The organism is Enterobacter cloacae complex sp.6700776 (genome assembly GCF_048284255.1).
Classification (GTDB): domain Bacteria; phylum Pseudomonadota; class Gammaproteobacteria; order Enterobacterales; family Enterobacteriaceae; genus Enterobacter; species Enterobacter intestinihominis.
Genome location: NZ_JBLVYK010000027.1, coordinates 1 through 11112, shown reverse-complemented (window position 1 = coordinate 11112; position 11112 = coordinate 1). Strand labels below are relative to the sequence as shown.

General features: G+C 51.3%; 16 protein-coding genes. 10 read left to right on the top strand and 6 right to left on the bottom strand.

The genetic code is table 11. The annotated features are described in order from the left end of the window. The first annotated feature begins 29 nt into the window (after positions 1–29). From rplQ to ACNQ0T_RS21935, 4 genes are all read left to right on the top strand, one after another. On the top strand, positions 30–413 hold the full coding sequence (gene rplQ / locus ACNQ0T_RS21950) for a 50S ribosomal protein L17 (protein WP_001216368.1): 384 nt from the start codon (positions 30–32) through the stop codon (positions 411–413). Positions 414–520: 107 nt separating this feature from the next. Then, positions 521–889 (top strand): DUF1992 domain-containing protein, encoded by a 369-nt coding sequence (locus tag ACNQ0T_RS21945; RefSeq protein ID WP_022649586.1) that lies wholly within the window; start codon positions 521–523, stop codon positions 887–889. Between the two features lie 2 nt (positions 890–891). Next, entirely contained in the window at positions 892–1317 is a 426-nt protein-coding gene (gene zntR / locus ACNQ0T_RS21940; protein WP_003863328.1) for a Zn(2+)-responsive transcriptional regulator, read from the top strand. A 57-nt stretch (positions 1318–1374) separates the two neighbouring features. After that, on the top strand, positions 1375–1590 hold the full coding sequence (locus ACNQ0T_RS21935) for an alternative ribosome-rescue factor A (RefSeq protein WP_022649585.1): 216 nt from the start codon (positions 1375–1377) through the stop codon (positions 1588–1590). Here the strand turns inward: ACNQ0T_RS21935 and mscL are convergent, their stop codons facing one another. The 5 genes from mscL to def all read right to left on the bottom strand — a co-directional run bounded on the left by mscL (position 1591) and on the right by def (position 6369). After that, a complete protein-coding gene (gene mscL / locus ACNQ0T_RS21930) occupies positions 1591–2004 on the bottom strand; it encodes a large-conductance mechanosensitive channel protein MscL (protein WP_003863335.1) in 414 nt (137 codons plus the stop codon). 146 nt (positions 2005–2150) lie between these two features. Beyond that, positions 2151–3527, bottom strand: a complete 1377-nt coding sequence (gene trkA / locus ACNQ0T_RS21925) for a Trk system potassium transporter TrkA (RefSeq protein WP_003863337.1) — start codon at positions 3525–3527, stop codon at positions 2151–2153. Between the two features lie 22 nt (positions 3528–3549). Beyond that, positions 3550–4836: a 16S rRNA (cytosine(967)-C(5))-methyltransferase RsmB gene (gene rsmB / locus ACNQ0T_RS21920; RefSeq protein ID WP_032626889.1), complete on the bottom strand. Its 1287-nt coding sequence runs from the start codon at positions 4834–4836 to the stop codon at positions 3550–3552. A gap of 52 nt (positions 4837–4888) precedes the next feature. Continuing rightward, positions 4889–5836, bottom strand: coding sequence for a methionyl-tRNA formyltransferase (fmt, locus tag ACNQ0T_RS21915; protein WP_417930375.1), 948 nt, complete (start codon positions 5834–5836; stop codon positions 4889–4891). Positions 5837–5859: 23 nt separating this feature from the next. After that, complete coding sequence (gene def / locus ACNQ0T_RS21910; protein ID WP_006812188.1) at positions 5860–6369, bottom strand: peptide deformylase; 510 nt, start codon at positions 6367–6369, stop codon at positions 5860–5862. Between the two features lie 127 nt (positions 6370–6496). Between def and dprA the strand changes: the two genes are divergently transcribed. The 6 genes from dprA to ACNQ0T_RS21880 are packed head-to-tail and all read left to right on the top strand — an operon-like array spanning position 6497 to position 10280. After that, complete coding sequence (gene dprA / locus ACNQ0T_RS21905) at positions 6497–7621, top strand: DNA-protecting protein DprA (protein ID WP_045309191.1); 1125 nt, start codon at positions 6497–6499, stop codon at positions 7619–7621. Then, complete coding sequence (smg, locus tag ACNQ0T_RS21900; RefSeq protein ID WP_000460665.1) at positions 7593–8066, top strand: DUF494 family protein Smg; 474 nt, start codon at positions 7593–7595, stop codon at positions 8064–8066. The genes dprA and smg overlap by 29 nt, the downstream gene beginning before the upstream one ends. Before the next feature lie 26 nt (positions 8067–8092). Next, positions 8093–8647, top strand: a complete 555-nt coding sequence (locus ACNQ0T_RS21895; RefSeq protein ID WP_023298754.1) for a type I DNA topoisomerase — start codon at positions 8093–8095, stop codon at positions 8645–8647. Further along, the gene (gene tsaC, locus ACNQ0T_RS21890) at positions 8640–9212 is read left to right on the top strand and encodes an L-threonylcarbamoyladenylate synthase type 1 TsaC (RefSeq protein ID WP_022649580.1); all 573 of its coding nucleotides are present in this window, start codon (positions 8640–8642) and stop codon (positions 9210–9212) included. Before ACNQ0T_RS21895 ends, tsaC begins: the two co-directional genes overlap by 8 nt. 4 nt (positions 9213–9216) lie before the next feature. Further along, the gene (gene aroE, locus ACNQ0T_RS21885; RefSeq protein ID WP_023307090.1) at positions 9217–10035 is read left to right on the top strand and encodes a shikimate dehydrogenase; all 819 of its coding nucleotides are present in this window, start codon (positions 9217–9219) and stop codon (positions 10033–10035) included. Continuing rightward, entirely contained in the window at positions 10032–10280 is a 249-nt protein-coding gene (locus tag ACNQ0T_RS21880) for a DUF1488 domain-containing protein (RefSeq protein WP_022649578.1), read from the top strand. The genes aroE and ACNQ0T_RS21880 overlap by 4 nt, the downstream gene beginning before the upstream one ends. Here the strand turns inward: ACNQ0T_RS21880 and ACNQ0T_RS21875 are convergent. Then, complete coding sequence (locus tag ACNQ0T_RS21875) at positions 10256–10810, bottom strand: gamma carbonic anhydrase family protein (protein ID WP_023298752.1); 555 nt, start codon at positions 10808–10810, stop codon at positions 10256–10258. The genes ACNQ0T_RS21880 and ACNQ0T_RS21875 overlap by 25 nt on opposite strands. Between the last annotated feature and the right edge of the window lie 302 nt (positions 10811–11112).

The window sequence follows — 11112 nt, the reverse complement described above, 5'->3', positions numbered from 1 at the left end:
GTTAAGGTTTTACTGAGAAGGATAAGGTCATGCGCCATCGTAAGAGTGGTCGTCAACTGAACCGCAACAGCAGCCATCGCCAGGCTATGTTCCGCAACATGGCAGGTTCACTGGTTCGTCATGAAATCATCAAGACGACCCTGCCTAAAGCGAAAGAGCTGCGTCGCGTAGTTGAGCCGCTGATTACTCTTGCCAAGACTGACAGCGTTGCTAATCGTCGTCTGGCATTCGCCCGTACTCGTGATAACGAGATCGTGGCAAAACTGTTTAACGAACTGGGCCCGCGTTTCGCGAGCCGTGCCGGTGGTTACACTCGCATTCTGAAGTGTGGTTTCCGTGCAGGCGACAACGCGCCGATGGCTTACATCGAGCTGGTTGATCGTTCAGAGAAAGCAGAAGCTGCTGCAGAGTAATCTGTAGTAACGTAAAAAAACCCGCCTCGGCGGGTTTTTTTATATCCGCAGAATCTCCACTTATCTACAATGTCTGTATCTTTTCTGCTCATCCCCTGGAGTTCATTATGTGGTTGCTCGATCAGTGGGCTGAACGCCATATTAGCGATGCCCAAAACAAAGGCGAGTTTGAAAATCTCCCCGGTAGCGGTGAGCCACTGGTGCTGGACGATGATTCACACATTCCCCCTGAATTACGAGCCGGTTATCGCTTACTGAAAAATGCAGGTTGTTTACCCCCTGAACTTCAGCAACGCAATGAAGCCGTCGAGCTTGCCGATCTGCTTAAAGGCATTCATAAGAATGACCCGCGGTACTCCGAAATCAGCCGTCGATTAGCGCTCATCGAAATAAAACTGCGCCAGACGGGAATGAATACTGACTTTTTGCATGGTGAGTACAGTGAAAGGTTAATGCAAAAAATAAACGAGGAGTAGCCATGTACCGCATAGGTGAACTTGCGAAGCTTGCTAACGTAACGCCGGATACTATCCGCTACTACGAAAAGCAGCAGATGATCGATCATGAGGTCAGAACAGAAGGTGGATTTCGCCTTTATACGGATAACGACCTGCAACGCCTTCGTTTTATCCGCTATGCCCGGCAACTCGGCTTCACGCTGGAGTCGATCCGTGAACTGCTGTCGATCCGTATCGATCCTGAACATCATACGTGTCAGGAATCTAAAAGCATCGTTCAGGCCCGGCTGGATGAAGTTGAAGGACGAATTCAGGAGCTGCAGGCCATGCAACGATCTCTACAAAGGCTGAATGACGCGTGCTGCGGTACTGCTCACAGCAGTGTTTATTGCTCAATACTGGAAGCCCTTGAACAGGGCGCCAGTAGTGAAACTCAGGGTTGTTGATTTTTTATCAGCCACGGACTAGACTCCCGCCGACATTAACTATGCTCAGGAGAAATGATGAGCCGCTATCAGCATACTAAGGGACAAATTAAGGATAACGCCATTGAGGCATTGCTTCACGACCCGCTTTTTAGACAGCGTGTTGAGAAGAACAAGAAGGGAAAAGGGAGTTATTTGCGTAAAGGTAAACATGCACAACGTGGTAACTGGGAGGCCAGTGGCAAGCAAGCTAATCGCTTTTTTACCACTGGCCTTTCTGTTTCTCTCGCCTGATTAAACGCGGTTATTCTGCTCTTTTAACAGATCGCGAATTTCAGTCAGTAAGACTTCTTCTTTAGTTGGTGCTGGCGGGGCAGCAGCCGGTTCTTCTTTTTTACGGTTAAGTCTGTTGATAAGTTTGATCGCCATGAAAATGGCAAATGCCACGATCACGAAATCAAATACGTTCTGAATGAATACGCCGTAGTGCATTACAACCGCAGGGATATCGCCCTGAGCTTCCCGAAGGGTGAAGGCGAATTGTTTGAAATCAATGCCTCCAATCAACAGTCCTAACGGCGGCATAATAATGTCGGCGACTAATGATGAAACGATCTTACCGAACGCCGCACCAATAATGACACCCACAGCCAAATCCACCACATTCCCGCGCATCGCAAATTCGCGAAATTCTTTAATAAAACTCATTATGTTCTCCTTGTGCCAGCTGACGCCTATAAGTTTAACAAATGATTAGCTAATTGCCATTGGGGATAAATAATCGTTATGAAAAATAAAAGGCATGAAAATTAGAAGGTTAATATTTGGGTGCCCTCGTCTGAGCACCCAAATCATTACAGGAAGAACGGGCTTGGCTGGAATAAACGCTCGACGTCGGTAATAAATTTTTTATCGGTCAGGAACATAATAACGTGGTCACCCTGCTCGATACGTAAATTATCATTGGCGATCATGACATCGTTACCTCGCACTACGGCGCCTATAATGGTGCCTGGTGGAAGTTTAATTTCGTCGATCGCGCGACCAACAACGCGCGACGTCGTTTCATCCCCGTGAGCGACGGCTTCAATGGCTTCAGCAACACCACGACGCAGAGACGACACGCCGACAATATCCGCTTTACGCACATGGCTTAGCAGGGCAGAGATGGTGGCTTGCTGGGGTGAAATAGCAATATCAATTACGCTACCCTGTACCAGGTCGACATAAGCCTTACGCTGGATAAGCACCATTACTTTTTTCGCCCCCATACGTTTAGCGAGCATGGCGGACATAATATTCGCTTCGTCGTCGTTGGTGACGGCAATAAAAAGATCAACCTGATCGATATGCTCTTCGGCCAGCAATTCCTGATCCGAAGCATCGCCATAAAACACGATAGTATTCTGAAGTTTTTCAGCCAGCTCCGACGCGCGCTGTTGATCTCGTTCGATCAGCTTCACGCTGTAGTCTTTTTCCAGCCGTCTCGCCAGACCTGCGCCAATATTACCGCCGCCAACCAGCATAATACGTTTATACGGTTTTTCGAGACGCTGAAGTTCACTCATCACCGCACGGATATGCTGAGAAGCCGCAATAAAGAAGACTTCATCCCCGGCTTCGACAATGGTGGAACCTTGCGGACGAATAGGTCTGTCGTGACGGAAAATCGCCGCAACACGCGTATCGATATGTGGCATATGCTCGCGCATTGTCGACAGGGCATTACCAATCAGCGGGCCGCCGTAATAAGCCTTCACGACCGCCAGGCTTACTTTCCCTTCAGCAAAGTTCACAACCTGCAACGCGCCCGGGTACTCAATCAGACGATAAATACTGTCGATAACCAACTGCTCAGGCGCAATAAGATGGTCGATAGGTACTGCTTCGGAATTAAACAGCTTTTCCGCATCCCGGACATAGTCCGGGGAGCGAATGCGGGCGATGCGGTTCGGTGTGTTGAACAGCGAGTAGGCCACCTGACATGCAACCATGTTGGTTTCATCAGAACTGGTTACTGCAACCAGCATGTCGGCATCGTCCGCGCCCGCTTCCCGAAGCACACGTGGATGAGAGCCGTGCCCCTGAACAACGCGGAGGTCGAACTTGTCCTGCAAAACGCGCAGGCGATCGCCATTGGTATCCACAATGGTGATATCGTTGTTTTCACCCACGAGATTTTCCGCCAGCGTTCCGCCAACTTGCCCTGCGCCCAGAATGATAATTTTCATCTTTCGTGACCTGTTCTCAACATCACTCTTTGATTAGCTTAGCGTAAAAGAAGCCATCACCCTCTTCTGCGCCCGGCAGGTTTTGCAGACCCGGGTGCTCAGGCGTTCCCGTATCGTGCAGCGTAGCGTCCGGGGTGCGTTTCAGGAAAGCCGCAATTTGCTGACTGTTCTCTTCCGGGAGAACAGAGCAGGTTGCATACACCAGGGTTCCGCCGGGTTTGAGATGCGGCCAGATGGCATCCAGAATTTCGGATTGCAACTGGGCAAGCTCCTTGATATCACGATCGCGACGCAGCCATTTGATATCGGGATGACGACGAATCACGCCGGTTGCTGAGCAGGGGGCGTCCAGCAAAATGCGATCGAACCGGGTATCACCACACCAGTCAGCGGGTTTGCGTCCATCGCCTTGCTTAACCTGTGCTTTCATACCCAGACGCTTAAGGTTGTCATAGACGCGTGAAAGGCGCTGCTCATCAACATCCACGGCCATCACGCTGGCCTGCGGAGCCACTTCCAGAATGTGCGTTGTTTTCCCCCCTGGCGCTGCACAGAGATCGAGGATCTGCTCCCCGTCTTTCGGCTCAAGCCAGGTCATGCAGCCCTGAGCAGATGCGTCCTGTACCGTTACCCAGCCCTCTTCAAAACCGGGTAATGCATGTACCGGTGCAGGGGAGGCTAAACGAACCGCATCAGGATAAGCAGCGTGTGTGAAGCCGCTCATTCCGGCCTCTTCCAGCAGGGCCAGCCATGCGTCGCGTGTATGATGGTTACGATTGACGCGTAACCACATCGGCGGACGTTGATTATTGGCATCCACAATGTCTTGCCATTGCTGTGGGTAGGCTTTTTTAAGGCGATTCAGCAGCCATTCAGGGTGAAGGAAGCGCGCTTCGCTTTGCGCAAATTCTGCCAGCAGTTCGTCCTGCTGACGCTGGAACTGACGCAGCACGCCGTTGATCAATCCTTTTAGCTGAGGACGTTTAATCGCAACGGCACCCTCCACTGTCTCGGCCAGCGCAGCATGAGGTGGAATGCGGGTATGAAGAAGCTGGTAGAAACCGACCATGATCAAATAATGCACGGTACGCTGCTTGCCGCTCATCGGGCGTGACATCAGCTTGTTAATGAACCACTCAAGCTGAGAGAGGGTGCGCAGCACGCCAAAGCACAGCTCCTGAAGCAGGGCTTTGTCTTTATCGGAAACCTTTTGTTGCAGTGGAGGCAGGACATTACTCAGTGACTGGCCCTGCTCGATAACCTGCTCAACGGCCTGAGCCGCCATAGTGCGTAGATTTTGTCTTTTCATAACCGTAAAAATAAAAATGCCCGGAAACACCGGGCCTTAAGAATAAATTTGTTCAGGCAAGGCGATTGCCAGGGATGAACCATTCACGACGAGAATTTAATAGATCCTGCGCGCTCATTGCCTTTTTACCGGCCGGTTGCAGCGATTCAAGATTCAGTATCCCTTCTCCGGTCGCAACCTGGATACCGTTTTTGCTGGCGTCGATAATCGTACCGGGCTCTGCCGATGCATTGCCGTTAATAACTGAAGCTTTCCAGACTTTCACTGGCTGCTCATCAATCATCAACCAGCTCATCGGCCATGGATTAAAGGCGCGGATGCAGCGTTCGAGTTGAGCTGCTGACAGGGACCAGTCGATCCGGGCTTCTTCTTTACTCAGTTTCTCAGCATAGGTCACCTGTGCCTCATCCTGCACTTCAGGTGTCGCTGTATTGTCAGCAAGCTGTTGCAGCGTCTCAATCAGCCCCTGCGGGCCGAGATCCGCCAGCTTGTCATACAGCGTGGCGCTGGTATCTTCTGCGGTGATGGGACACGCCAGTTTATACAGCATGTCGCCCGTGTCTAAACCTACGTCCATCTTCATGATTGTCACGCCAGTTTCAGCATCGCCTGCCCACAGAGCGCGCTGAATAGGGGCTGCACCACGCCAGCGTGGGAGCAAAGAACCATGAACGTTAACACAGCCCAGGTGGGGCATATCAAGTACCGCTTTCGGCAGAATGAGGCCGTAAGCCACAACTACCATCACGTCCGCGTTCAGGTCTGCCACTAACTTCTGGTTTTCCTCAGGTCGTAATGACGCAGGCTGGAAAACCGGTAAACCATGTGTTTCTGCCAGTACCTTAACCGGGCCAGGCATCAGTTTTTTACCGCGGCCAGCCGGACGGTCCGGCTGAGTAAATACGCCAACAATCTGATGGCCAGACGTTAACAGCGCGTCGAGATGACGCGCTGCAAAATCAGGGGTACCCGCGAAGATTATACGTAGTGATGTAGACACGTTATTCCTTGTATCCGGGGGCGTTAAGCGCGAGAACGCAAACGATCCAGTTTCTCAACTTTCTGACGAATACGCTGTTGCTTCAGAGGTGAGAGGTAATCGATAAACAGTTTACCGACCAGGTGATCCATCTCATGCTGAATGCAAATCGCCAGCAGATCGTCGGCTTCCAGCTCAAACGGATTGCCGTCACGATCCAGTGCGCGGATTTTAACTTTTTCGGCACGTGGCACCAAAGCGCGCTGTTCAGGGATAGACAGACAGCCTTCCTCAATACCTGTTTCGCCGCTTTTTTCCAGCAGCTCAGGGTTGATCAGCACCAGGCGCTCATCACGATTTTCAGAAACGTCGATCACAATAATACGTTTGTGAATGTCTACCTGGGTCGCGGCAAGGCCAATGCCTTCTTCAGCGTACATGGTATCGAACATATCATCGACGATACGCTGAATTTCTGCATTCACTTCTTTAACCGGTTCCGCGACGATGCGAAGGCGCTCGTCAGGAATATGTAACACTTGCAAAACTGCCATAAATTTCCAGAGTCGTGTTCAGGAGTTGATAAGAATATTACTTCTATTCTAGACAAATCCCCGGTCGATTGACAGCATCAGTGACCAATCGCAAAGATTGCTGAGGCTGCTTATGGCAGGGAAAAGGATGACGTCCACAGAGGTATGGTTACGGCTTATAAACATCGGGTCGTTATACGGTGATGCGATGCTGGAGATTGCGCAGAGGCTGCTTCGCCAGGCAACCGTCGATGCTGAAGCTGTCAACGCGTCAGGGCTTTCGCCCAAACATGCCGTAAAGTTTTTTTCGTTCAGCGAGAGTGAGCTTGAACGTAGTCTGGAATGGCTGGAACACGCCGACAACCACCTTCTCACGGCGGATGATCCTCGCTTCCCGCCATTGTTGCGTTCTATCCCTGATTTTCCCGGGGCGCTATTTGTGAGAGGCCGCGTTGACGTGCTTAATAGCATGCAGCTTGCGGTTGTGGGCAGCCGTGCGCCCTCGTGGTATGGCGAGCGTTGGGGGAAAATGCTGAGCGAACAGCTGTCCCAATGTGGCTTTACGATCACCAGTGGTCTGGCTTGCGGCATCGACGGTGTAGCACATCATGCGGCGTTGTCTGCAAAAGGGCGAAGTGTCGCCGTGCTTGGCAATGGTCTTTTTAGTCTCTATCCGCGTCGTCATCACATTCTGGCTGAGCAACTTATCGCTTCAGAGGGGACAATAGTGTCTGAGTTTTCACTCTCAACACCGCCCAGACCGGGTAACTTTCCACGGCGTAACCGGATCATCAGTGGGTTAAGCCAGGGTGTGCTGGTGGTCGAAGCTGCGATTCGGAGTGGATCGCTGGTTACCGCAAGGTGCGCACTGGAGCAGGGGCGTGAAGTTTTTGCGCTGCCCGGCCCGTTGGGGAACCCCGGCTGCGAAGGCCCTCACTGGCTGATAAAACAGGGGGCGACGCTGGTGACCTGCAAAGAAGATATCCTTGAAAATTTGCAGTATGGACTGCATTGGTTGCAGGATGATCTCCAAAAGCGACATATTTCATCGGATCAGGAGGCAGTAGCATTGCCATTTCCCAAGCTCCTGGCTAACGTAGGAGATGAGGTAACACCTGTTGACGTTGTCGCTGAACGTGCCGGCCAACCTGTGCCAGTAACGGTAGCACAGCTACTCGAACTGGAGTTAGCAGGGTGGATCGCAGCTGTACCCGGCGGCTATGTCCGATTAAGGAGGGCATGCCATGTTCGACGTACTGATGTATTTGTTTGAGACTTACATCCACAACGAAGCAGAAATGCAGGTGGATCAGGACAAATTAACACGGGATCTGACCGACGCAGGTTTTGAGCGGGAAGATATATATAATGCGTTGATGTGGCTGGATAAGTTGGCTGATTATCAGGACGGCCTCGCCGAACCGATGCAGCTTGCTTCTGACCCATTGTCTGTGCGCATCTATACAGCTGAAGAGTGTGAAAGGCTGGATGCCAGCTGCCGGGGATTCATTTTATTCCTCGAGCAGATTCAGGTGCTAAACCTCGAAACGAGAGAGATGGTGATAGAGCGCGTCATGGCGCTGGATACTGCTGAGTTTGAACTGGAAGATCTGAAATGGGTGATCCTGATGGTTCTGTTCAACATTCCAGGCTGTGAAAATGCCTATCAGCAAATGGAAGAATTACTCTTTGAAGTGAATGAAGGTATGCTGCATTAATTCTATGTGCAGCAACAAGAGTTGTTATGGCCAAATCAGCACTCTTCACGGTGCATAAAAACGAGCCCTGCCCACAGTGCGGGGCAGAACTTGTTATTCGGTCCGGGAAACACGGTCCGTTTCTCGGTTGTTCACACTATCCGGAATGTGATTATGTCCGTCCCCTGAAAAGCCAGGCGGATGGACATATCGTCAAAATTCTGGAGGGACAGCTTTGTCCTCTCTGTGGCGGTGAACTGGCGCTGCGGCAGGGGCGGTTCGGGATGTTTATCGGATGCAGCCGCTACCCGGAGTGTGAACATACGGAACAAATTGATAAGCCAGATGAAACGGCAATTGCCTGCCCTCAGTGCCAGCGTGGCCAATTGGTGCAGCGGCGCTCTCGTTATGGCAAGACCTTCCATTCGTGCGATCGCTATCCTGAATGCCAGTTCGTCATCAATTTCAAACCAGTAGCGGGCGTCTGCTCTCATTGCGATTATCCGTTACTTATAGAGAAGAAAACCGCGCAAGGCTTGAAACGCTTTTGCGCCAGTAAACAATGTGGAAAGCCGGTTTCGGCGGATCAAATCAGTGAATAATAACTTGCCATCAGGCTCCATCGCGCAGGCGGTGGAAATCCTGAAAAAAGAAGAAGTCATCGCCTATCCAACAGAAGCCGTTTTCGGGGTCGGGTGTGATCCTGACAGCGAAGTCGCCGTTAACCGTCTGCTGGCGCTAAAACAGCGGCCTGTCGAAAAAGGATTGATTTTGATCGCTGCGAACTACGAGCAGCTTAAGCCTTATATTGATGATTCCATGCTGACACCTGCACAGCGGGAAACCATTTTCTCTGCGTGGCCTGGTCCCGTGACGTTTGTTTTTCCTGCACAGCCGACAACGCCGCGCTGGTTAACCGGGCGTTTCGATTCACTCGCGGTACGTGTCACCGACCATCCGCTGGTGGTGGAGTTATGCCAGGCATTTGGTAAACCTCTGGTTTCAACCAGCGCCAACCTGACCGGGCTTCCCCCTTGTCGGACAACCGAAGAAGTTCTGGCGCAGTTCGGGAATGATTTCCCGGTAGCCGTGGGTGAAACCGGTGGTCGTCTTAACCCGTCAGAAATTCGCGATGCCTTGACCGGCGAACGTTTTCGCCAGGGATAATGTGATGGAAACCTATGCTGTTTTTGGTAACCCGATCGCGCACAGCAAGTCGCCTCTGATCCATCGGCTGTTTGCGGAGCAATTGCATATAGATCACCCATATGGTCGGGTTCTTGCGCCTGTTGATGCATTTATACCGACGCTGAATAGCTTTTTTGATGCGGGTGGTAAAGGTGCGAACGTCACGGTGCCTTTTAAAGAAGAGGCTTTCGGGCGCGCGGATGAACTGACCGAACGTGCATCGCTCGCTGGCGCCGTCAATACTCTTAAGCGGCTTGAAGATGGTCGCCTTCTGGGCGATAACACCGATGGGATTGGTTTACTCAGCGATCTGGAGCGATTGTCGTTTATTAAACCAGGCTTTCGGATCCTGCTGATCGGCGCGGGTGGCGCCTCGCGCGGCGTATTGCTTCCTCTTCTTTCGTTGGATTGTGCGGTGACAATCACCAACCGTACTTTCTCCAGAGCAGAAGAGCTGGCGGCGTTGTTCGCACACACAGGCAGCGTAGCTGCGGTAGCACCTGACGATCTCGCGCGTCACGAATTTGATCTTGTGATTAATGCCACCTCAAGCGGTATTAATGGAGAGATCCCGGCGATTCCTGCATCCCTGATTCATTCCCACATCTACGCCTATGACATGTTTTATCAAAAAGGGAAAACGCCCTTTCTGACCTGGTGCGAACAACAGGGGGCAAAACACGTGGCTGATGGTCTGGGAATGCTGGTGGGGCAGGCGGCTCATGCGGTGCTACTCTGGCATGGCCTGTTACCCGCTGTAGAACCGGTGATTGAAAAGCTCAAACAGGAACTGACGGCGTGAATCAGGCGATTCATTTTCCCGACAGAGAAATCTGGGATGAAAACAAGCAAGCGGTTTGTTTCCCGGTGCTGGTGCATGGTATGCAGCTTACCTGTGCGATTAAAGGGGAAACGTTGCTTCAGCGCTTTGGGGGGGCAGATCCGTTAGCGGTCTTTTGCGAAAATCGCTGGGACCTGGAAGAGGATGCCAGCGATTTGATCCGCGATCAGCAGGAAGACGATCAGGGTTGGATCTGGTTATCCTGATCCAGATAGTCGTTTTTCCATTTAACGTAATTGTTCGCTGAGTATTTCAATCCTTCGATCTCCGTCTCTTTTAGGGGGCGGATCTGTTTAACCGGGCTGCCTAAATAGAGATACCCACTTTCAAGACGCTTGTTTTGCGGAACAAGACTCCCTGCGCCAATCATTACGTCATCTTCTACAATGACGCCATCCAGCAAAATCGATCCCATCCCAACGAGAACCCTGTTACCGATCGTGCAGCCGTGGAGCATCACTTTATGGCCGACGGTAACATCTTCCCCAATAATGAGCGGGTTGCCCTCAGGGTTATAAGATGACTTATGAGTCACATGCAACACGCTGCCGTCCTGAATATTGGTGCGTGCACCGATTGCAACGTAGTTAACATCGCCCCGGATCGCGACAAGTGGCCAGATGCTGACATCATCGGCCATGCGAACATCACCAATGACCACGCTGCTGGCATCGATCATCACGCGATCGCCTTTTTGGGGGAACAAATCTTTATAAGGACGTAATACTGCAAACATATCTACCTCGATACAGATGAGCGTTATTAAAGAAGACTTTGATCGTATTCCTGGAGCGAGGCAAGGCAAAATGCGTCAATTTTTAAGCGGATCGGGTGGGTTTTCAGCGAAAAGCACGGAAAATCATCAGTTGGAAAAAAAGATCTAAAAAATACTTGTGCTAAAAACTGGGATCCCTATAATGCGCCTCCATCGACACGGCAGATGTGAATCACTTCACAGACAACCCGGTCGGTTGAAGAGAAAAAATCCTGAAATAACGGGTTGACTCTGAAAGAGGAAAGCGTAATATACGCCACCTC

Excerpts from the sequence above, each read along its gene's own strand:
- ACNQ0T_RS21935 (WP_022649585.1), top strand. The coding sequence starts at position 1,375 with ATGAGCCGCTATCAGCATACTAAGGGACAAATTAAGGATAACGCCATT.
- def (WP_006812188.1), bottom strand. The coding sequence starts at position 6,369 with ATGGCAGTTTTGCAAGTGTTACATATTCCTGACGAGCGCCTTCGCATC.
- dprA (WP_045309191.1), top strand. The coding sequence starts at position 6,497 with ATGACGTCCACAGAGGTATGGTTACGGCTTATAAACATCGGGTCGTTA.
- ACNQ0T_RS21945 (WP_022649586.1), top strand. The coding sequence starts at position 521 with ATGTGGTTGCTCGATCAGTGGGCTGAACGCCATATTAGCGATGCCCAA.
- ACNQ0T_RS21875 (WP_023298752.1), bottom strand. The coding sequence starts at position 10,810 with ATGTTTGCAGTATTACGTCCTTATAAAGATTTGTTCCCCCAAAAAGGC.
- rplQ (WP_001216368.1), top strand. The coding sequence starts at position 30 with ATGCGCCATCGTAAGAGTGGTCGTCAACTGAACCGCAACAGCAGCCAT.
- smg (WP_000460665.1), top strand. The coding sequence starts at position 7,593 with ATGTTCGACGTACTGATGTATTTGTTTGAGACTTACATCCACAACGAA.
- rsmB (WP_032626889.1), bottom strand. The coding sequence starts at position 4,836 with ATGAAAAGACAAAATCTACGCACTATGGCGGCTCAGGCCGTTGAGCAG.
- trkA (WP_003863337.1), bottom strand. The coding sequence starts at position 3,527 with ATGAAAATTATCATTCTGGGCGCAGGGCAAGTTGGCGGAACGCTGGCG.
- zntR (WP_003863328.1), top strand. The coding sequence starts at position 892 with ATGTACCGCATAGGTGAACTTGCGAAGCTTGCTAACGTAACGCCGGAT.
- aroE (WP_023307090.1), top strand. The coding sequence starts at position 9,217 with ATGGAAACCTATGCTGTTTTTGGTAACCCGATCGCGCACAGCAAGTCG.
- mscL (WP_003863335.1), bottom strand. The coding sequence starts at position 2,004 with ATGAGTTTTATTAAAGAATTTCGCGAATTTGCGATGCGCGGGAATGTG.
- ACNQ0T_RS21895 (WP_023298754.1), top strand. The coding sequence starts at position 8,093 with ATGGCCAAATCAGCACTCTTCACGGTGCATAAAAACGAGCCCTGCCCA.